The organism is Halomonas sp. 5021, from assembly GCF_036663435.1.
GTDB classification, from domain to species: domain Bacteria; phylum Pseudomonadota; class Gammaproteobacteria; order Pseudomonadales; family Halomonadaceae; genus Vreelandella; species Vreelandella janggokensis.
In genome coordinates this window covers 46,255-65,150 of the sequence record NZ_JAXOVU010000007.1, presented here as the reverse complement: position 1 = coordinate 65,150, position 18,896 = coordinate 46,255, and the positions used below count along the sequence as shown (strand labels likewise).

Sequence of the window (18,896 nt, the reverse complement as noted above, 5' to 3'; positions counted from 1 at the left end):
GCTGCCAAGGATTGCGAATTTGACCATGAAATGCTTCTACCATCCTGATCAGGCCTACCACGCGCCGCCAACGTTTCTGTTGCGCGGCCAGCCTGCGCCTTCACCGGAAGGCCCACTGCGCGCCGAGTTGCTTACCCAGGGCTTGACCAACGCAGGACTGACCCTGACCGCCCCCAGAGAGGCGGATTCGCCGACGCTGCGCAAGCGCCTGGAGCAAATCCATACACCGCGCTACCTGACATTTCTGGATACCATTTATGCCCGTTGGCAGACCCTGCCCAATGCGGCGGAGGTGGTTGCCCCCAACGTTCATCCTTGCGGCGGTGGTCACCACTACCCACGCCACCCGATCGGCCAGGCGGGCTGGCATCTGCATGATATGGCCTGCCCGCTAAGTGCCACCAGCTTTCAAGGCTCGCTGGCGTCAGCCGCCAGCGCCGAAGCCGCTGCAGAAGAAGTGCTTGATGGAGCACCAGCGGCCTACGCGCTGTGCCGCCCGCCGGGTCACCATGCCGGGCCTGAACGCGCCGGGGGCTTCTGCCTGTTGAACAACTCGGCGCTGGCGGCCACGGTGCTGCGCGAACGCTTTGCCAAGGTGGCCATCATCGACGTGGACCTGCACCACGGGAACGGTACCCAGGATATTTTCTATGATCGCTGTGATGTCTGGACCGGCTCGCTCCACGCTGACCCCAGCGACTTCTACCCGTTCTTTTGGGGCGGTGCTGATGAAGAGGGCAGCGATGAGGGCGTCGGCGCAAATGTCAATCTGCCCCTGCCGGTAGGCAGCGATGAGGTGGTCTACCTCGACGCCCTGGCGGTGTTAATTGATCACCTCCAGCGCTACGCGCCGGATGCCGTTGTGGTGGCGCTGGGGTTGGATGCCCACAAAGATGACCCGCTGGCAGGGCTCACCGTGGAAACAGACGCCTTTGTAGAGCTTGGCAAACGCCTGGCCGCACTGTCGTTGCCCACCGTTGTGGTCCAGGAGGGCGGTTATCCCACCGAGTATCTAAGCGCCAACCTGAGCGCCTTCATGCAGGGCTTTACGGCATGAGCACGACCGGCTTTTACTGGCACGAACGCTGCTTTTGGCACGACCAGGGCGCCATTGGGGTGTTTTCCGCACCCGGTGAGTTTCTACAGCCCCAGCCCGCCTCGGAAAGCCCGGAAAGCAAGCGGCGGCTGAAGAATATCCTCGAAGTCAGCGGGCTGATCGATGAACTGAGCGTGGTTAAACCACCTGTCGCGACGCTTGATGATCTGCTGCGCTTTCATACCCCACGCTACCTGGACGAACTGCAGGCGGGAGACAAATCACGAGGCGGCAACGGCGGCGACTGCGCCCCCTACATGCCGGGCAGTTGGGCGGCAGCCACGCAATCCGCCGGGTTAGCCATCGCTGCTGTGGAAGCCGTGGCGCTTGGCGAGGTGAACAACGCCTATGCCCTTTGCCGTCCGCCGGGTCACCATGCGGAAGCCGACCAGGGCCGTGGGTTCTGCCTGCTGGGCAATATTCCCGTGGCGGTGATGCGTGCCCGCGCCCTGGGGCAGGTCAAGCGCGTGGTAATACTCGACTGGGATGTACATCACGGCAACGGCCAGCAGGCAGCGTTTTATGGCCAACCAGAGGTGTTTACCGTTTCGCTCCATCAGGCGGGCAACTACCCGCTGGAAACCGGTGATTTCGATGAACAGGGTGAGGGGGCCGGTCGGGGCGCCAACCTCAATCTGCCCCTGCCGCCGGGTTGTGGCCTGGGGGCCTACGCCTATGCCATGGAAAAACTGGTGTTGCCGGCGCTCGAGGCCTTCAACCCCGAGCTCGTCGTGGTGGCCTGCGGTTATGACGCCTGCGCCAAAGATCCATTAGGCAAAATGTTGCTCAATAGCCAGGCGTTCGCCGACATGACTTCCCAGCTTAAATCGCTGGCCGAGCGCTGCTGCGATGGCAAGCTGGTAGTTGTTCATGAAGGCGGCTACTCGGAAGGCTACGCGCCGCTATGCGGCCACGCCGTCATCCAGACCCTGGCAGGCAGCGAAATTGCCGTGCCTGATCCGCAAAACGATGAAATTGCCGCCTGGGGCTATCAGGCCCTGCAACCGCACCAGCAGACGTTGATCGACGACTGGTGCCAACAGTGGGAGCAAACCACCCGATGACACCGCTTTACGACCGCGACGGCTGGATCTGGCAGGACGGCGAATGGCGTGAATGGCGCGACGCCAAGGTGCATGTCTTCACCCACACGCTGCACTATGGCATGGGGTGTTTCGAAGGGGTGCGCGCCTACGCTGGCCCCGACGGCACACACCTGTTCCGAGCCGCCGAGCACACCCGCCGCCTGGTGGAAAGCGCCCATTCGCTGGATATGCCACTGCCGTTCAGCGAAGCGGCGCTGATCGACGCCCAGCGCGATTGTCTGGCCAAAAACGGCCTGAGCAACGCCTACCTCAAGCCCACGGTATTCTTCGGGGCGGAAGGCCTGGGGCTGCGCGCCCAAGGCTTGACTACCCATGTGATGATCGCCGCCTGGGATCTGGGCCCTTACATTTCCCCCCAGGCTGCGACCCACGGGCTGCGCGCGCTGACCTCTTCCTGGGCGCGCCACCACGTCAATATCAGCCTTTGCCGCGCCAAAACCAACGGCCACTACGTCAACTCCATGCTGGCGCTGAACACGGCGCTTAAAGCCGGGTTTGACGAAACCATCATGCTTGATCCGGAAGGCTACGTGGCCGAGGCCTCGGCGGCGAACGTGTTTTTGCTGCGCGATGGCGTGCTGCACACCCCGGAAGTGACCTCCTGCCTGCAGGGCATCACCCGGGATAGCGTGATTCAACTGGCGCAACGTGAATTGGGTATCGAGGTGCGCGAGCGGCGGATGACCCGCGACGAGCTGTACACCGCCGACGAAGCCTTCCTGACCGGCACCGCCGCTGAAATACTCCCGCTGCGCGAGCTGGATGGGCGGCGCATTGGCGTCCGTGCGGGGGCTACGCCTGTCAACGAGCCAATCAGCCCCGACAGCGTGACGGCTCAACTGCAGCGCTTATATCGCCAGGCGGTGCGCGGTGAGCTGGCTGATTTTTGTCACTGGCTGACGCCAGCCTAAGTCTTGATTGCCTTCTCCAGCGCCGCCAACCTCCCTGGCTCCAACGCGGCCTGCACGGCGGTAATGCGTATCACGTTGGCAAGTTCCGGGTGGGCCAGGCGAGCGACCAACACGCCCTCAGCGAGCAGTTGCTGGTGCACCTCGGCGGCGAGCTCGGCGCTGGGCAGGCGAATACCGATAAAGTTGGTGGCGCTGGGCAGAACTTCCGCCCCCAGCGCGCGGAAGTGTTCTGCCAACTGCCCACGGCGGGCTTTTACGTCGGCAACGTGCTGGTTCACCTCGTCAGGGTGGTCGAGCACCACTTCGGCGGCGGCCTGGGTGAAGGTGGAGACGGCGTAGTGAATGCGCACTTTCATCATCATCGCCAGCACGTCGGGCTCGGCTATCGCGTAGCCAATGCGCAGGCCCGCCAGGCCGTGGGCCTTGGACAGCGTGCGCAGGCGGATCACGCCCGGAATCGCTCGGGTGGTGAATTCGCTGCCCGCATCGTCGCGGAAGTCCCCGTAAGCCTCGTCCAGCAATAACCAGCAGGTGTCGGGCAGGGCCTCACGCAGCTTGAGAATGTCGCTATCGCTATGCAAATGGCCGCTGGGGTTGTCCGGGTTGGCCAGATACACCACCCTTGCATCGGCGTCTTGCGCTGCGGTTGCCAGGGCGTCAAGGTCCGGGGCCAGCACGCCCGGGGCCTCAAGATAACTGGGCTCCACCAGGTGACAGCCCTGCCCCCTGGCGAAATAGCCAAAGGTGGGGTAGGTACCCGCAGTGCTCACCACCGTATCGCCGGGTTCGCAGGTGGTACGCAGGGCCAGCGCCATCAGGCTGTCGGCGCCGGCATCCACCAGCAGCGTCTCAAGGGGCATGCCCTGCTGGGCGCTCAAGCGCTTGCGTATACCCAACGCCTCGGCATCGCCGTAGCTGTAAACGTGGGTCGCCAGGGCATCGCCAAAGTGCTCGCGCAGGGCGTGGTGGGGCATGTCCAGGCCCTCGTTGGAGCCCAACTGGTAGGGAACCGCATGGCCAAGCTTGCGCTCCAGCACCTTGATGCCGGGGAAAGGGTTATGCGGGCCTTCGCCGGTTAAGTGTTCGGGGTAGCGGGGCATAACGTCTCCAAATGAGATAGCGTAGAATGTAGCCTAACACTGCAACGAAGAAAACCTGTCCAAGGATACGGCATGGCCCACCTGCTACGCATCGTGATGATTCACGGCCACCTGGAAGGGGTGGTCGAACTGAGTGTGGATGGCCACACCAATATTTGCGGCACCAACGCCTCGGGTAAAACCACGCTCCAGCGGCTGGTCCCGGTGTTTTACGGCGAGCTACCTAACAAGGTCGTCCCCAAAACCCGCATGAAGTTTGACGCCTTCTATCTGCCTTCCAGCAATAGTTATCTGGTGTACGAATATCGCCGCGAAGCGGGGGATGTCTGCCAGGCGGTGCTCACCCGCAGCGCCAGCGGCGGAGTGGAATACCGCTTTGTCGGTGCGCCTTACCGGCCCGAAGACTATCTGGTGGAAACCGACCAGGGCCCGCTAGCGATGCCCTACAGCCAGTGGGCCAGCGGCCTGCGCCGGGAATCGATCGAGGTGTCGCCCAAGCTCTCCGCGACCTCCGAATACCGCGCGGTGATCCAGAACGACTTCACGCCCACGCCGGGACTTGCCATGCACGGCAACCGCAAGGACGCCCTCAAGCTGCGACAGATGGCGGCCAAGTTCAGCCTGGTCAAGTCCGAGCATCGCATTCGCCATATCGAAAAGCTGGTCTCGGCGGTGCACGCCAAAGAGGGCAAGATGGATACCCTCAAGACCATGCTGGCGGCGATTTTCGAAGAGGACGGCGTCGAGCTGCCGGTAACGCGCATCCGCAGCGCCAAGGCGCGGGAGTGGATTGCCCAGATGCGCCAATCCATGCGTCTCGAGCCACTGCAGCGTTCGCTCACCAAGCTGCATGAGGTGGACCGCGAGCTCGAGCACCTGGAAACCTCGCTGTGGCAGCTCAAGCCCCAGCTGGAGGCTGACCAGAACAGCACCGAGCGTAGCCTGGCCGACGCTGAAGCCACCATGGCCGAGCAGCAGCGCGTCTTCGAAGCCGAGCAAAGCGCCTACGAGGCGGCCCGCGACCAACTCAACGACCAACTGAGCGAGCGCGAGAGCGAGCTGAAACAGACCCAGCGCGAGCTGAGCGATCTTCAGCAGCGCTTCGAGGCTTTCGAGGACGCCGATATGCCGGCGCTTCAGCGCGACCTCAACGCGTTGCCGCAAAAGCGCGAGCAGTTCGACCAGCTCACCAGTCACCTGCGCACGCTGCAGGACGCGGTGCAGGCCAGCCAGGCCCGCAAGGAAGAGCGCCTGCGCGAACTTGGCGAAGCGCTGGCCCGCCAACGCGACGAAATTCAGGCCCTGGTCGACGCCCTGCACGACGAGAAAGCCGAACGCCAGGAAGCCCAGTGGGAGGCCCAGCGTCAGTTGGAAGCCCGCTACCACGAACAGCGCCAGACGCTGGAGGCCGATTACCAGGCACGCCTGGCCCAGGGCGTCGAGCAACTGGCCTCGCTGAAAGCGGCGCTCGAGCACAATGGCGCCACGCCCGAAGAAAGCGAGGAAGCCGCGCTGGCTCAGGCGCGTTTGGATCAGGCCCAAAGCGAGCGCAGTGCCGCCAACAGCCAGCGCGAGAGCCAGCGCCGCGAGGTCGAAAGCCTCAAGCGCGAACGCGACGAGGCCGAGCAGGCCCACGCAGAGGCGCGCCGGGTGCTTTCCCGCCGCCAGCAGGATAACCAGGCCCTGCATCAGCAGCGCGACCCCAGCCAGGGCACGCTACGTCACTTCCTGCGCTACCACCTGCCCGGCTGGGAGCAGCGCCTGGGCAAGGTGATCGCCCCCGAACTGCTGGAGCGCCGCGATCTGGCGCCGGCGCTTGCCGAGCCCGCCGGGGACGACCTGTTTGGCTTGGTGGTGGATACCCACGCTATCGAGCCGCCCGACTACGCCCAGGACGAAGCCAGCCTGCTGGTCGCCATCGACGCCGCCGAAGCCGAGGTGTTGCGCGCCGAGGCCGAAGTAGAGCGCGCCGAAAAGGCCCTCAAGCGGGCGAACGAGCGAGTGGGCGAGGCCGACGATGCGCTCAGCCAGGCGCAGTTGGCGGTCAAGCGTGCCGATGAAGAGGTCGACTACGCCCAGGAAGCGCGCCGCCAGATCCAGGCGCGCCACGCCGAGGCGCAGCAGCAGCGGCGTAGCGAACAGCAATCACTGCTCGCCGAGCAGGAAGCCCAACAGCAGGCCCTGCGCGACGAACGCCAGGACGCGCTGGACAAGCGTCAGGCGGCGCACCAGGCCGAACTCCTCGAGCTCAAGGCCGATGCGCAAAACCAACTGGATAGCCTCGACGGCCAGATTCAGCAGCACAAGACGCAGCTTACCGAGCTGAAAACCGAGCACAAACGCCAGTGCGACGAGCTGGAGCAGGCCTTCGACGAAGAGCTGAAAGAGCAGGGCGTTGACCCGGAGACGCTGCGCGACACCCGCGCCAAGCTGAAAACCCTGGAAGCGCACATTCGCGAGACCGCCGCCCGCCAGGAAGAGCTCGAAGCCTACTCGCGCTTCATGCGCGTGGACTGGGAACAGCGCAAGCCCGAGCTGGTCGAGCAGGAAAGCCGCCTGAGCCGTGAAGTGGACGACGCCAAGCGTCAGCGCGAGCAGCACCAGCAGGCGTTCACCACCACCAAGGCCGCCCACCAGCGCCACGTCAGCGCGTTCGAGGCTACTCGCCGAGAATCTCAGGACATTCTCAACGAGCTCAAGCCGCTGCTCAAGCAGCTCGACGAACTGCCGCTGGCGGCTAACCCCACGCCCCAGCAGGACGCCCCCGGCGATGTGGGCGAGCGACTGGCGCGCAGCCGCGAAGCCCTCAAACGCCGCGCCCAGGAGCGTGACGCGCTGCGCAAGGGCTGCCAGGAGGTCGAGAGCCAGCTGATCAAGGGGGCGAGCACCAGCTTTGTCGATGCCCTGGAAAGCGAGCGCGGCAAGCTCAACGACCCCGACGACCCCCGCGCATTGCTGCCGCTGCTGGGCGGCATGCTCAAGCTGCTCGAGGACCAGCAACAACAGCTGATTCAGCAGGGGCGCAACCTGAGCGACGACCTGGACAAGTTCTTCACCGTGTTCCGCGACCTCAACCGGCGAATCAGCGCCCAGAGCAAGCGGCTGTCCGACGAAGTAGCCGACGACCTTCGCCTGGAGGGCATCAGCAAGGCCGAAGTGCGCATCCAGTCGACCATCGACGAACTGGGCTTCTGGGAGCCGCTGAAGCTTTTCTCCCAGCGCTACAAGACCTGGCGTGAATCGGGGCAGATGCTGCCCAGCGACGACTACCTCAACGCCCTGGCCGATGTGGTCGACCTGCTGCGCAGCGACCAGCAATACAGCTTTGAAAGCCTGCTGCGCCTGGAGCTGCACCTCAATGAAGGCGGCACCGATCTGGTGATCAAGAACGACCGCCAACTGCTCGAGTCCTCGAGCCACGGCATGGCGTACCTGATTCTGTGCAAGTTCCTGCTGGCGTTTACCCGCCTGCTGCGCGGCCGCGCCGAGATCGCCATTCACTGGCCGATCGATGAAATCGGCACCCTTGCCTATCACAACGTCGAAAAGCTGTTCGACGCCTGCGACAGCAACCGCATCCATATCGTCGGCGCCTTCCCCAACCCGGAGTCCGACGTGCTGCTGCTGTTCCACAACCGCTACCTGATCGACCGCGATGCCGACCAGCCCGACGTCCGACGGCTCAAGCGCATCGAGCCGTATCGCAGCCGCTTATCAGAACGGCTCAAGGCCCGCAGTGAGGAGGTGATGGCATGAGCGATATGAATGCGTTATCCAATGGTCTGCTACCCCATGGCCCGTTGCTGGAGCGCCTGCTGGCCGGCGAGTTTATCTGCGCGGTGAGCGACGAAAGCGCCTTTCAGCGCCTTGAGGATGAAGACACCCGCGAGGCCATCGACGACTATTTGCGCCCGCTCAATCGCCGCCTGGCGAGCAACCCGGACGCCAGTGTCTACTTCCTCGCCTGGCGTCAGCTCGACGACAGCGCCCGCGACCAGCTCTCCCGCCAGCTCAGCGACACGCTGCACAGCCTGCTGCCGGTGCTCGAGTGGCTGCAGCTGGTCCAGGAAGCGCTCGGCCGCGACAGCGTGCTTTCCCCCGGCGATGTGCTCAAGCCCGGCGAACTGCAGGCCAAGAGCGAAGACAACCCCAGCCTGCGCGAGCGCATCGAACGCCTGGCCACCGATAGCTTCTTCGGCTCCCAGAGCGATCAGCTGGACGCCCAGGTCAAGCAGGTGTTCAAGCGCCTGAAGGAGCACGGTTATCTGCTCCAGCCCCACGGCGAGCGGCAGGTCTTTCTGGTCACCGGCAAGATCGACTACCTGCTGGACCTGGTGCGCTTTATTCGCGATGAGGAACACCTGCCCGTTGACGAGCAGGGCGAGGCCACCCAGGAGGCGCTGCTGTGAGCGAAGCCGACACACCGGGGCTGGAAAGCCGCCTGATCACCACCGGCGTCGAGCGCCTGTCGCTGCTGGGGCGCCACGCCGAATCCCTCATGCAGGGCTACGCCCATGATGAAGTGCCGCTCGACGGACTAAGCAATACCGCGCTGCGCAGGTTGCTGGCGGCGCGGATTGTCTGGCGGCCCGACGAGCAGAGCGGCGTCAAGCTCACCCCCAAGGTGCGCGAGCTGATTGCCGAAATGGTCGCCGACGAGGCGCGCCGCCACGTCAACGCCGATGTGGCCGAGACGCTGGAGCTGATTCGCAGCCTGGTCGAGAGCTACCGCGAATCCAGCCACCGGGGCGACTACTGGCAGCAGGAACAGCAGCTTCTGCGCCTGCGCCAGGCAGTGGACGACATGAGCGGGCGCTTTGCCGACGCCATCGACAGCCTCTGGCAGCGCCTTAACAGCGACTTTGGCTTTGTCAGCCGCCTGAACGACAAGGTGCGCGAGAACGACCGGGCGCAAAAGCAGGTGGTGCGGCTGCTCGACGGCCTGGCGCTGATCGACTTCAACGAGCTGATTGCCCTGGTCGGCAGCGACGGCACCCTGCGCAAGCTGCTGATCAGCCAGCTACAGCAGCAGCTGAGCGAGCACTACACCAGCCTGCGCGAAGTACAGCACCGCCTGATCGAGCTGATGGCGCGCTTTCGCCATATGCAGTCGCGCAGCCGCCTGGTGGCGGGCATGGCGGCGTTCCTGCGTGAACACCCCGGCTTTGTGCCCGGCAACTACGCCCGGCGCAGCGAGGTGCCCGCGCTGTTCAACCGCGCCGCACCGCTCACCGCCGCCGGCTCCGCAGCACTGGACCGCCCCCAGGACACCGCCACGCTAAGCGCGCTGCTTAACGACATCCCCGCGCCCGCCCACTCGGTGCAGTCGGTCAGCGCCGCGCGCCCCTCGCAAAGCAGCGAAGGCGACCACGTCGCCGCCCGCCAGCAAGCGCTCAAGCAGGACGTGGAAACCTTCTACCTCCACGTGGTCGACAAGACCGAACCCGACCAACCCATCAGCGCGCTGGAATACCTGCATACCAGCGAACTGACCTGGAACGCCGAAATCTGGCTGTTCCAGGTCATCGCCGAATTCCAGGGCCTACCCCACAGCGAACAGCGCGCCTTCCACATTCAGCAGGAAGAAGGGCAGGCTAGTCCGTTTAATGAAGTGCGGTTGATTCACGATGTGGCGCTTAGCCTGGCGGTGTGAGGTTGAATTGCAAAAAATGAACGCCCCGGCCTGTCAATCGCGAGCGATGGGTCGGGACGTTTGTGGTTATAAAACCAGCATGCTCTGTTCTCCCGAAATTGGCTTTGCGCTAAAAGTAGTCAAAGGGTAGGTTTGATGTAGGTGTCTATATCGCCTCAATGAATGCGCCGACACTTTTATTGTGGTTATGAAGCTTTCCGTATAATCACTGATAGCTGTTACAAACAGGGATTCTCAAAGATGCGAAGTGACGTAACGATAAACAAATCGTGGTGGGAGCATTTAGCACCAAAACAAATGATTCGTCGTCGTCGCGAAGTAGAAACTATGCTCAACAATTTCATACGTACATCGAGCTACGGTGCGGAATGGATTAAAGTGGCGAAGAATCCACATGGCATCTTTCGGGTTAAGCCAGGGCAGATGATTCCGGTAGTCCAGTTGACGTTTCTTGGTAAAGCCCCAGGTTTTGTTGCACCTTTGGAGAAGTTAAAGGTTGGCCATCGTACGGTTGGGTTAGCTACTGATTACCAATCTGGAAAGGGTCTCGAAACAGATGAGCGTGCGCTTCAGCCTATTATCTCTATCGAACTTGTTACTGATCCGTTGTTTATTCAAGCGGCGAGGCAGGGCCAAACCACACTAGACGAGAGGAATATAACACAGCCGAGTTTTCTTTTTTCTATACCCGCGCATTTCTTATTGTCGCCGAAGCATTTTCCAGAAAAAGCGTATGTGCTTTATCAACATATTTTTGGGCATGGAGGCTCGTATCCAAATGATGGATTCTTTTATGTAGGCGTTACAACGCGTAGTTGGCAGAAGCGGTGGTCTGAGCATAAAAGAGCGATCAACGGTGGGAGCCATTTACTGTTCCATAGGAAATTTCGTGACGAGGCTAAGAAAGGACGAATCACCTATGTTCATCACAAAGTAATGGGTATAACTGACGATCTTGAAAAACTGTATGCAACCGAAGAATTTTTAGTCGAAGGCCATTGGGAAGATCAACGTCGCCTTAATATGATCCCAGGTGGCAAATCCGGTTTGCGTTATCTCCGGGAGAATGGCTTGCTTCAACAATCTGTCGTCCCCATGCCAGACGAGCGGAATAGAATTGTTAGTGAATGGCTCAAAGACAACCCTAGGAAGGGAATCCCGGCACCTTGGGTGGCAGAAAAATGGCGGGACAATGATTGGGCTATTGCACAAATTTGTGGCCGCGATGGCAGATTGTCGATAGAGCAAGTACAGGCAATACGCGAACTTGCCAAAGAGTATTCAGCCGAGGAAATCTTTTCTCGTATAGGTGCAAAAGACGTTGCTCAGGTTAAGCGTGTGCTGGAAGGTAAAACCTATTCACGAGTTGAATAGCGTTACGCATTATCAGAGCAGAAAATCAGCTAACAATGCCGTCAACTCGGACGTATCCTTTGTTCGCTACGCTCACTACAAATGCGCCAGCTACGGCTGGCGCTAGGTTATGCAAGTAGACCCCACAATTCACCGTTTGAAGGGCTGGCTATGAAGACCGAACCGGTAAGCCTGCGGGTACAGCAAGTTAACTGCTTCTACAATTATGCAATTGGCCTTGATGTCACCGACGTCGATCTTCTTAAAACCGCTAAGGCACTACTAGAGGCGGGAACAGTAAGGACCGTTTGTTTCTCGGATCTGAAGGCCATATACCTTGACGAACATGGTGAGGTCCAGCTCGAATGGCTTCGCCCGCAGGGGCGTCGGTGGGATAATAGCTGGACGGTCCAGTTTAGCGACTCTTTGCCGCAGTATACTGCCGAGGACCTAATTTTCTGCTTGGAGTTGGGGTTCCACGAGCGGCGCATCGAAGGCGACGAAGCGGGGCAAGTGGCTCCACATCTGCGAGCTGCACTACCTCCAATAGTACTAGAGAATGACGACTTGACTCTGCCAGTCTACCCATGGCTAAAGCTTCATGCTGACGGACTCATGTTCATTGGTTTCCAACTCGATACGACATGGGACGACCTGAGCGAGGAAGATTTCATCAGTGATGTCGTCAACTTGTTCCAGCGCTACTTTAAATCTGTTTGGGTACAGGCGGCACTTCAAAGAATAGATGGTGAGCGGCTGTTGACTAATGCATTCGAAGGTGAAATCTCCATTGGTGGTCAACGTGTAGCTGACCAAAGAACCCGTAAGCTCGTCAAAAAGATGCGACAAACCGCAAGATCTACACTCGACAACTCCCTCAGTAAGGAAGGACGACGTTTTGATTTGCATGGGGAACCATGGCTTCTGCATCAAATTGCGGGATCGGAGGATCAATCGGAGTGGGAGGGAACTATCGACCTTTGCAGGTCCATCTACGCAAATGCCGTAGCTTCACAAGTTGTCTCAACAAATAACAGAAACAATGACAGCGTTGCAGGTGTTCAGTTATGGCAAGGCCGGCCCTCGATTTCCTTAATGCGATTCGCCGACCAGCCTAAATCCAAGGACCAGTTATTTGACACGTACAGCCAGTCGATGTCCCGTATCCTGATGCGCTCCGCTGGGATGAATGATACTCCGCAGCTCCCTCCTGACCTACGTCCATTTAATGACTATTGCTTACACGGCAATCGATCAATTTTACTCTGGACTTGGCTGCGGCCATCCGGAGCATCTGAAAATGCTTGGGATAATCCCAACACAAGGGCTCACCTGTTAGAGAACCAAGCTAGAGCAGAACACTTCGAATACCACAATATTCGAATTGCACGTGCATGTGCTATAGCAGAAGGTCCTCTATCAGATGAACAACTGGTGTTTGCGTACGAGACGTTGGCCAATGCTGATTCTGTAATTCACAAATCAGGCCAAGCGGGAGAAATTACTGATGCGCTTGAGTATTTGATGACTGCTGCCGGAACAAGAGGGCTTATCGCATCAGGCAAAGAGCAGGCTAGATGGTATTTGGATGAACGACGTTATAACGCCGAAAAGCGACGGTCCCGAATGGACCGGTGGCTGACTGCGGTGTTTGGGGTCGTGGGAGCGGCTGGGCTGGCTGACTTGGTCTTTAGGCCGTTTCTGCAAGCAACGTATCCCGGCTGGATTGATTGGTTCACCGGTCTAGTTGCATTCGCTGCTGCGTCATTCCTGATTTTGCTTTTGGCGATGTCTATATCGGCCTTTAACAAGATATGGACTGAGTAACTTGCAGTCTTGGAAGTCACGCGCTAATAATCGGCTGCACGGAGACCGATTTTCCGCCGCTTTGCGGCTCCAAACCGGCGCGTAAGCTGGACGTTAGCTCTTAGAGAGTACTTATCATAGGATCGCAGATGGCAAGAGAACGGGATGATTTTAATAAGGAAACGAAGCGAATTCTTCAGGAGAGAGTTGGCAATCGTTGTTCTAACCCAGAGTGTAGGTGTTTGACATCTGGGCCAAATTTTAACGAAGGAAAAGCAACTCGAATTGGTGTTGCAGCACATATATCTGCCGCAGCAGAAGGTGGGCCCCGTTTTAATCCGTTACATAGTAAAGAAGCCAGGAGCCACATATCCAATGGCATATGGCTATGTCAGAACTGTGCAAAGTTAATAGATAATGACGAACAGGTTTATAAGATCCCTTTGCTTATTGAGTGGAAGAAAATTTCAGAAGAGAATTGCCGTAGAGAGCTAGAGGGAAAATCTCCGATTGATTATCCTGAAAAAGATGGTTGGATTTGCGGGCACTGCCGTTCGTTTGTGGAGCATTTACAAACTATATGTAAAGAGTGTCACGCAGAGGTCGCGTATTCAGCTACTCGCCATGAGAGAGCGGAAGCTGGGAAAATAGGTCTCTGCATCGGAGGTGGCTTGGGAGTCTTGCTATTCGTAGTCTTGCCAAAAGTTCTAAATTCCAATTTTGAATGGAACATGTCTTTAGGGTTTGGGCTAGGAATTTATTCGCTATTGATTGCAGCTGCGATGGCATTAGCCGGTTCATTTATTAGTATTGAACTCGAGGAGAGAAAGTACCGTGGCAAACCACCAAGGTTCTTTAGGCAAACCAATATATGAGCTAACAAACACCTCACTTAGTACACTCGCAAGCTCGCGTCTATTATGTGGGCTTTAAACCTATGAAAATAACTCTACGAATCCCAAAGCAAACCGATTACGACACTATTGCGTCTTGGATCACTGATGAGAAGCCCTTTTCTCGCTGGGCTGGTCCATCCCTGCCATTTCTCTTTGTTGCAGAAAACTTGCCTGAGCTACTCGCCGTAGAGGGATGCTCGAACTATTGTTTATCCGATATCGATAACAACTGCGTTGGTTTTGGCCAGTTCTGGCCCGGAAAGCAGGGTGCTGTTCATATCGGCAGGATTATCATTTCGCCTGAAGCAAGAGGGAAGGGCGCAGGCCGCTTGCTTTGCGAAAAGCTCGTCGAAAAGGCCAGACAATCAACAGGCGGGTCGACGGTGACGCTGCGCGTTTATCGAGACAACCATGCGGCGCGTTCTTTATATTCAAGCCTTGGCTTCTTTGTTATCGAGTCAGAATCTATAGATGACTTGTTGTTCATGAGTACAACGGCTAATCGTTCACGTAAGTCAGGCGCATGAGAGCACCGCAGGCGTAGGATGAACGGTAGCCATTGGTCAGGAGTCCTTTCATGAAGGTGTGTGCCGCTCAGTTGCGACCAGTGGCCGGTGATCTGGCAGCCAATATTGCTCAGCATCTTGAGCTCATCGAGCTTGCCGTTTCGCAGCAGGCCGATGTGGTATTTTTTCCTGAGCTGTCGCTCACGGGGTTCGAGCCCCGGCTCGCGGATTCTCTTGCCATCGATATAGCGGACCAGCGGCTTGACGTGTTTCAGGAACACAGCGACAAACATAACATGCTGATCGGCGTCGGCATGCCAATCTCCATTGGCTCTGGTGTGTGTATTGGCATGGTGTGGTTCTCGCCTGGAGATGATCGCTGCCTATACGCGAAACAACAGCTGCACGCCGATGAACTTCCTTACTTTGTCGCGGGCGGTAAACAGCTTGTATTGGAAAGAGGCGGCTCCAGGCTTGTGCCTGCTATTTGCTACGAGTCGCTTCAAATGAATCATGCTGATAGCGCAGCCACCTTGCCTGCCGATATTTATCTAGTCAGTGTTGCCAAACCGGTTGGCGGTATCGCCAAAGCAAGGAAGCATTACCCTGCGGTCGCAAGCAAACATAATATGCTTGTGATCATGGCGAACTGTGTCGGGCCTAGCGATGACTTTGTCAGCGTTGGACAGTCGTCCGCCTGGAATGGCCGTGGGGAACTGCTTGCCCAGATGGATACTGAATCAGAGGGCGTGGTGGTACTGGACACCAGAAGCGGAAGTGCTAGCGTAAAGACGCTTGATTATTAAGCGACCCAGTCGATGTCATCAGTAGCACTGATAGAGCTGGCCTTGGTTAAGGACATAGGAGTGTCAAAATGTTTGATTACACAATAATTCACTGGGTGACATTTCTTGGCGCGGCGGCCCTGCTAAACCTTTCCCCAGGCCCAGATATCGCTTTCATTTTGGGGCAAACGTTGCGTAACGGACGTCAGCATGGATTCGCTGCGATGTTTGGCATTTGGACAGGGGCCGCGTTGCATGTCGTGATGGCGGCGGTGGGGCTTTCCGCAATCCTTGCCACGTCTGCCCTGGCGTTTTCTATTGTTAAGTGGGTCGGGGCCGCATATTTGATATGGCTGGGTATCAAAATGCTCCTATCGCGTGGTGATGCTTTCGTGGCCAGTGAGGGTGTTAGCCATCAACGAATGCATTCAATTTATTGGCAGGGAGCACTGGTTTCTGCCCTTAACCCGAAAGTGGCCATATTTTTCCTAGCTTTCCTGCCTCAGTTCGTCGTGGAAGGTGCTGGCCCTCCCAGTGCTCAGTTGCTGTTGCACGGAAGCCTGATTATTGTTGTTGCGGCTTGCATAGAGCCACCTTTAGTGATGCTGGGGTCAAAGTTAGGCGTTTTCTTGAGACAAAATCGGCGAGTTGGCTTATGGATGGACCGGGGCCTGGGAGCACTGTTCGTTGCCTTGGGCGCGCGTCTGGCGGCTAGTACAAGATAATATCGGTGAGAGCTGGTTGGCAATGCAGGATAGATATGACCTTTGGGTGGTTAGGAAGACGGTCAACTTGAGTGGTAACCACCCTCTGGACTTTGAAGCCGCTTAACCAGGGCGTTAAATGCCCGTGATGGCCATGTCCAGGGCGCCAACAATCTGGTCTCTGAAATGCGATAAAGAACCCACCGGGTTTTTGAGATGCTTTTCAGAAACGGAGGAAATTTGCGGGGTCAACAGTAGAAGTTCCTGGTCTGCAAAGCTGATTTCTGGCGTGAGCCCTTGCATGGCGTTGCCCCCAAATGCGGAGCGTTTCCCCAAAGGGATGACGATGCGAGTTGTCAGTTCGCTCAGCAGGCTGCTCTGGATATCGACAAGGTATGGGTAGTGCGCTTGGCTGGTTTTGCTTGGGTTGGGGTATACGTCGAACTGTGCCATCAAAATTCCCTGAATTCGTCGCCGAAGCATCCATGTTGTTCGACAAAATCGTTGTAGCTTTGGATCGCAGCGCGATTTTCTTCCACCCATTGGGCTGCTTCGCGTTTGGAGAGTTCTTCTTTCAGGGCTCGCTCCAGGGTAGCGGACAAGTTAATGTTCAGTTCACGGGTCTTACGCAGCAGGTCGCTATTGACTGAGAGGTTCGCCGCTTTTTTTGGAGCGGCTGCGTTATAAAGCTCGGCCATTGGAGCCTCCAAGTGGCTATTCAATGTGTTGTCTAAGTTTATGCGCATGTCAGTGCGCATTCAAGCATGCGCTTGCTGCTTCGGACGTTAATCCATCAAAGCCCATGGTTAGCCCGCCAACACGAAATTATTTAGGTTGGCAGTCTGTTTACCGTGGTGATTACTAGAGCGCCAACATAGCGACCAAGCTGGGCTTCATCTTGTGCCCAAAGCGTGTACTTAAGAGATCACGAGCAAACCATGAACTTACTCTTCCTCGGCACCTCCGCCGGTGTGCCCACCAAGCAAAGAAACGTCGCCGGGGTCGCGTTGCGCGAGAGCAAGGGGAAGGGCTGGTATCTGATCGATTGTGGTGAGGGCACCCAGCATCAGGTCCTGCATACGACACTGTCGCTGAATGCATTAAAAGCCATCCTGATTACCCACGTGCATGGCGACCACTGCTATGGGCTGCCGGGCCTACTGGCGAGTGCGGCAATGAACGGCCGGGAAGCGCCGCTTACCATTGTGGCGCCCGCAGGCATCAAGGCATGGTTGGATGCCACCTGCGAGGCCACCCAGCTTTCGTTACCCTTTGCTCTGGAGTTTGTCTTTTCCGATGACCTGCCAAGCGTCGAGTTTGAGCGCATCGCGGTTGCCACCTACAGGCTTTCACACCGGGCGCCGTCCTATGCTTATGGGTTGACGGAGCGAAAGGTGGAGTCGGCACTGGATGTGGATAAGCTGGCACAAAAGGGGATTCCGAGAGGGCCGTTGTGGGGGCAGTTGAAGCAGGGCGTTGATATCGAGTTTGCGGGCGAACGGTTAAAAAGCCGTGACTTCCTGATCTCCAAACACAAACCCAGAAAAGTCGTGGTCGCCGGGGACAATGACCAGCCCGACTTGTTGTCGGAGGCGTGCGCGGGGGCGCAGGTGCTGGTGCATGAAGCCACCTATACCGAAGCAATGGCCGAGAAGGCCGGTGACGTGGGGCATAGCTACGCCAGGCAGGTCGCCACGTTTGCCGAATCGGTAGCACTCCCCAACTTGGTACTGACGCACTTCAGCCCTCGCTACCAGCTCAACGCCCATGCGTCGCCGTCCATTGAGGACATCCGCAAAGAAGCCCAAAGCGTTTATTCGGGCTCGCTTTACCTGGCGCGGGATTTTGGCGAATTCACCCTGGATAAAGCGGGTCACTTTGCTGAGTTAGAGGGCGAGTAGCGTTCTGGGCTGGTTGCGTTTATGTGTTTCGTGGTACAAGCCAGGGCTTGGCGTTGTTTGCGCCCTGATGACCGAACCCAGCAAGGAGAGCCCTTATGCAAAAGGTGAGAATCGACCTGGTCTCTGATGTCGCCTGCCCGTGGTGCGCGATCGGCTACCGGCGCTTGGAGCAAGCGTTGGAGATACTAGATGGCGAGATCGACGTTGAACTCCACTGGCAGCCCTTCGAGCTCAACCCGGACATGCCGCCCGAGGGCGAGCCGATTTTGGAGCATTTATGCCGCAAGTACGGCAAGGATGCGGCCAGCATGGAGCAATCCCAGCACGAGATTATGGCGGTGGCCGAAGAGCTTGGGCTGAATTTTCGTGGCGCCCAGGAGCGTCGAGCGAACAATACGTTCGATGCCCACCGTGTGCTTGCGTGGGCCGCAACGCAGAACCTGGAGACGCCCCTGCAGTTGGCGCTGTTCGATGCCTACTTTGGTGAGTCGAAAAACCCTTCAGATCCCACTGTTCTGCGAGAGAAGGCCATCGAGGTTGGGCTTGACGGGGACGCTGCCGAGGCTATTGCCCGGTCCGATCAATACGCGGACGAAGTTCGCGCGGCAGAACAGCGATTCATGGAAGCAGGCGTGAGCGCGGTCCCAGGATTCATTCTCGAAGGGCGCTACCTGATCTCTGGTGCCCAGCCCGCCGACGTGCTTGTCGATGCACTTCGTCAGGTGGCCGAGGAAAACGCTAGCCGCTAATGTTTCAGTGGCTCCGGCCTGAGTTGCGGCGAGTTAGGCTGGTTTAGTTTATATCGCAACTTCTCAAGCGCTGGCTTTAACCTCAACGCCAGCGCTCATTCCCTTACTACACAAACGCCCGCAACGTATCACTCGCCTGGTCGATAGAAACAACGCCATCCAAATGGCCTTGATTGCCTTCCAGGGTTTCAAGCGTCACGTCGCTGCCGCCTTCTTCAATCAACTCTGCGGTATGGCGCACGCCTTCGGGGGGTGGAAGACGAGGTCGTTTTCGCTATACAGCATCAGCTTGGGGGATTACCGCAAGAGCGCTGTCATTTTATTGGAGCG

General features: G+C 58.2%; 18 protein-coding genes. 14 read left to right on the top strand and 4 right to left on the bottom strand.

The window, feature by feature from the left end:
* Window positions 1-25 precede the first annotated feature (25 nt).
* Genes R3F64_RS12425 through R3F64_RS12415 form a run of 3 tightly spaced genes read left to right on the top strand, consistent with a single transcriptional unit; the run spans window position 26 to window position 3,113 of the window.
* Window positions 26-1,057, top strand: coding sequence for a histone deacetylase family protein (locus R3F64_RS12425; RefSeq protein WP_199284654.1), 1,032 nt, complete (start codon window positions 26-28; stop codon window positions 1,055-1,057).
* Window positions 1,054-2,160, top strand: a complete 1,107-nt coding sequence (locus tag R3F64_RS12420; protein ID WP_199284655.1) for a class II histone deacetylase — start codon at window positions 1,054-1,056, stop codon at window positions 2,158-2,160. Before R3F64_RS12425 ends, R3F64_RS12420 begins: the two co-directional genes overlap by 4 nt.
* A complete protein-coding gene (locus R3F64_RS12415; RefSeq protein ID WP_199284656.1) occupies window positions 2,157-3,113 on the top strand; it encodes a branched-chain amino acid transaminase in 957 nt (318 codons plus the stop codon). Before R3F64_RS12420 ends, R3F64_RS12415 begins: the two co-directional genes overlap by 4 nt.
* Here the strand turns inward: R3F64_RS12415 and R3F64_RS12410 are convergent.
* Window positions 3,110-4,213 (bottom strand): pyridoxal phosphate-dependent aminotransferase, encoded by a 1,104-nt coding sequence (locus R3F64_RS12410; protein ID WP_199284657.1) that lies wholly within the window; start codon window positions 4,211-4,213, stop codon window positions 3,110-3,112. The genes R3F64_RS12415 and R3F64_RS12410 overlap by 4 nt on opposite strands.
* Before the next feature lie 72 nt (window positions 4,214-4,285).
* Between R3F64_RS12410 and R3F64_RS12405 the strand changes: the two genes are divergently transcribed.
* The 9 genes from R3F64_RS12405 (at window position 4,286) to R3F64_RS12365 (ending at window position 15,937) form a co-directional block, all read left to right on the top strand.
* On the top strand, window positions 4,286-7,969 hold the full coding sequence (locus tag R3F64_RS12405; protein ID WP_332611735.1) for an ATP-binding protein: 3,684 nt from the start codon (window positions 4,286-4,288) through the stop codon (window positions 7,967-7,969).
* A gap of 26 nt (window positions 7,970-7,995) precedes the next feature.
* Window positions 7,996-8,622: a condensin complex protein MksE gene (locus R3F64_RS12400; RefSeq protein WP_199285397.1), complete on the top strand. Its 627-nt coding sequence runs from the start codon at window positions 7,996-7,998 to the stop codon at window positions 8,620-8,622.
* On the top strand, window positions 8,619-9,866 hold the full coding sequence (locus R3F64_RS12395; protein ID WP_332611733.1) for a hypothetical protein: 1,248 nt from the start codon (window positions 8,619-8,621) through the stop codon (window positions 9,864-9,866). Before R3F64_RS12400 ends, R3F64_RS12395 begins: the two co-directional genes overlap by 4 nt.
* 240 nt (window positions 9,867-10,106) lie before the next feature.
* Entirely contained in the window at window positions 10,107-11,240 is a 1,134-nt protein-coding gene (locus tag R3F64_RS12390) for a hypothetical protein (protein WP_332611731.1), read from the top strand.
* Between the two features lie 150 nt (window positions 11,241-11,390).
* Window positions 11,391-13,046, top strand: a complete 1,656-nt coding sequence (locus tag R3F64_RS12385; protein WP_332611729.1) for a hypothetical protein — start codon at window positions 11,391-11,393, stop codon at window positions 13,044-13,046.
* Between the two features lie 128 nt (window positions 13,047-13,174).
* The gene (locus R3F64_RS12380) at window positions 13,175-13,900 is read left to right on the top strand and encodes a hypothetical protein (protein ID WP_332611727.1); all 726 of its coding nucleotides are present in this window, start codon (window positions 13,175-13,177) and stop codon (window positions 13,898-13,900) included.
* A gap of 62 nt (window positions 13,901-13,962) precedes the next feature.
* Complete coding sequence (locus R3F64_RS12375) at window positions 13,963-14,448, top strand: GNAT family N-acetyltransferase (protein ID WP_332611725.1); 486 nt, start codon at window positions 13,963-13,965, stop codon at window positions 14,446-14,448.
* A 50-nt stretch (window positions 14,449-14,498) separates the two neighbouring features.
* A complete protein-coding gene (locus tag R3F64_RS12370) occupies window positions 14,499-15,233 on the top strand; it encodes a carbon-nitrogen hydrolase family protein (RefSeq protein ID WP_332611723.1) in 735 nt (244 codons plus the stop codon).
* Between the two features lie 68 nt (window positions 15,234-15,301).
* On the top strand, window positions 15,302-15,937 hold the full coding sequence (locus R3F64_RS12365) for a LysE family translocator (RefSeq protein WP_332611721.1): 636 nt from the start codon (window positions 15,302-15,304) through the stop codon (window positions 15,935-15,937).
* 114 nt (window positions 15,938-16,051) lie between these two features.
* Here the strand turns inward: R3F64_RS12365 and R3F64_RS12360 are convergent, their stop codons facing one another.
* Window positions 16,052-16,369: a CcdB family protein gene (locus R3F64_RS12360; RefSeq protein WP_332611719.1), complete on the bottom strand. Its 318-nt coding sequence runs from the start codon at window positions 16,367-16,369 to the stop codon at window positions 16,052-16,054.
* Window positions 16,369-16,614 (bottom strand): type II toxin-antitoxin system CcdA family antitoxin, encoded by a 246-nt coding sequence (locus tag R3F64_RS12355; protein WP_085919619.1) that lies wholly within the window; start codon window positions 16,612-16,614, stop codon window positions 16,369-16,371. The genes R3F64_RS12360 and R3F64_RS12355 overlap by 1 nt, the downstream gene beginning before the upstream one ends.
* Before the next feature lie 240 nt (window positions 16,615-16,854).
* Between R3F64_RS12355 and R3F64_RS12350 the strand changes: the two genes are divergently transcribed.
* Window positions 16,855-17,817: a ribonuclease Z gene (locus R3F64_RS12350; RefSeq protein WP_332611716.1), complete on the top strand. Its 963-nt coding sequence runs from the start codon at window positions 16,855-16,857 to the stop codon at window positions 17,815-17,817.
* A gap of 95 nt (window positions 17,818-17,912) precedes the next feature.
* Complete coding sequence (locus R3F64_RS12345; protein WP_332611714.1) at window positions 17,913-18,566, top strand: DsbA family oxidoreductase; 654 nt, start codon at window positions 17,913-17,915, stop codon at window positions 18,564-18,566.
* A 106-nt stretch (window positions 18,567-18,672) separates the two neighbouring features.
* Here the strand turns inward: R3F64_RS12345 and R3F64_RS12340 are convergent, their stop codons facing one another.
* On the bottom strand, window positions 18,673-18,807 hold the full coding sequence (locus tag R3F64_RS12340; protein WP_267905861.1) for a hypothetical protein: 135 nt from the start codon (window positions 18,805-18,807) through the stop codon (window positions 18,673-18,675).
* Window positions 18,808-18,896 lie beyond the last annotated feature (89 nt).

Coding starts and splice junctions, on each gene's coding strand:
- R3F64_RS12425 (WP_199284654.1), top strand. CDS start 26: ATGAAATGCTTCTACCATCCTGATCAGGCCTACCACGCGCCGCCAACG.
- R3F64_RS12420 (WP_199284655.1), top strand. CDS start 1,054: ATGAGCACGACCGGCTTTTACTGGCACGAACGCTGCTTTTGGCACGAC.
- R3F64_RS12415 (WP_199284656.1), top strand. CDS start 2,157: ATGACACCGCTTTACGACCGCGACGGCTGGATCTGGCAGGACGGCGAA.
- R3F64_RS12410 (WP_199284657.1), bottom strand. CDS start 4,213: ATGCCCCGCTACCCCGAACACTTAACCGGCGAAGGCCCGCATAACCCT.
- R3F64_RS12405 (WP_332611735.1), top strand. CDS start 4,286: ATGGCCCACCTGCTACGCATCGTGATGATTCACGGCCACCTGGAAGGG.
- R3F64_RS12390 (WP_332611731.1), top strand. CDS start 10,107: ATGCGAAGTGACGTAACGATAAACAAATCGTGGTGGGAGCATTTAGCA.
- R3F64_RS12385 (WP_332611729.1), top strand. CDS start 11,391: ATGAAGACCGAACCGGTAAGCCTGCGGGTACAGCAAGTTAACTGCTTC.
- R3F64_RS12380 (WP_332611727.1), top strand. CDS start 13,175: ATGGCAAGAGAACGGGATGATTTTAATAAGGAAACGAAGCGAATTCTT.
- R3F64_RS12375 (WP_332611725.1), top strand. CDS start 13,963: ATGAAAATAACTCTACGAATCCCAAAGCAAACCGATTACGACACTATT.
- R3F64_RS12370 (WP_332611723.1), top strand. CDS start 14,499: ATGAAGGTGTGTGCCGCTCAGTTGCGACCAGTGGCCGGTGATCTGGCA.
- R3F64_RS12365 (WP_332611721.1), top strand. CDS start 15,302: ATGTTTGATTACACAATAATTCACTGGGTGACATTTCTTGGCGCGGCG.
- R3F64_RS12360 (WP_332611719.1), bottom strand. CDS start 16,369: ATGGCACAGTTCGACGTATACCCCAACCCAAGCAAAACCAGCCAAGCG.
- R3F64_RS12355 (WP_085919619.1), bottom strand. CDS start 16,614: ATGGCCGAGCTTTATAACGCAGCCGCTCCAAAAAAAGCGGCGAACCTC.
- R3F64_RS12350 (WP_332611716.1), top strand. CDS start 16,855: ATGAACTTACTCTTCCTCGGCACCTCCGCCGGTGTGCCCACCAAGCAA.
- R3F64_RS12345 (WP_332611714.1), top strand. CDS start 17,913: ATGCAAAAGGTGAGAATCGACCTGGTCTCTGATGTCGCCTGCCCGTGG.